Source organism: Shewanella sp. 10N.286.45.A1 (assembly GCF_041470405.1).
Lineage (GTDB): Bacteria > Pseudomonadota > Gammaproteobacteria > Enterobacterales > Shewanellaceae > Shewanella.
Window position 1 is genome coordinate 1 of the sequence record NZ_JBFRMK010000283.1, and the last position, 902, is coordinate 902.

Annotated in this window: 1 pseudogene; it reads left to right on the forward strand. The window is 45.7% G+C overall.

The window, feature by feature from the left end:
• A pseudogene (locus AB4238_RS18905) lies at positions 1–803 on the forward strand (IS3 family transposase); the annotation flags it as partial.
• Between the last annotated feature and the right edge of the window lie 99 nt (positions 804–902).

Sequence of the window (902 nt, forward strand, 5' to 3'; positions counted from 1 at the left end):
AGAAAAGAGATTAAACAGCTTCGGATAGAGAAAGAAATATTAAAAATACCCAAGGGGCACACCGAGGCCAGTGCCTTCTTCGCGAAAGAAATGAAGTAAAGTTTCGATATATTCGAGACAACCGCTCTCAATTCGAAATAAAAACAGTTTGTAAGGTACTGAAAGTCAGTCGCAGTGCCTATTATGACTGGCTAACGAGACCCGCTAAGGTTATTAGCGAAAATGAGCTAAACCTGTACCGTACGGCAAAGCGCCTTTTCAAGCGTAGTCGTAACAGCTTAGGCTCACGTCAGTTGGCTAAAAAGCTCCGTGAAGAAGGCTTTATTATTGGCCGTTATCGCACTCGTTCGATTATGCGTAATTTAGGCTTAGTGGTGATCCAGCGCCAAGCTTATAAAGTCACGACTAAGCGAAAACACAGCGACAGCGTTGCAGATAATGTGCTGAGCCAGAACTTTAACCCGCCTCAGCCTAACCAAGCCTGGGCTGGTGATGTCACGTATCTGAGGACTAACCAAGGCTGGCTCTACCTGGCAATCGTAATGGATTTGAACTCAAGGCGTATCATCGGCTGGAGTCTATCCAAGCGAATGACGGTTAGCTTAGTCGAACGAGCATTACAGATGGCTATAACACTGAGGCGACCTGGTAGCGGCATTTTATTTCATAGCGACAGAGGCTCACAATATACGAGTAAACAGTTCTAAAGCTTACTAACTAAAAACGGAATGTTAGCCTCTCTGAGCAGTGTTGGAGCCTGTTTGGATAACGCAGTAGTTGAGCGATTCTTTGGTAGTTTAAAGGTATCCGTCTGGCGAAGCACACCTAGCTAAGTTTTACACTCCAGGGTAGCAAGTGATCAACACTCTCAGGCTTGAGTGGTAACTGCTCGAGGCAGCACA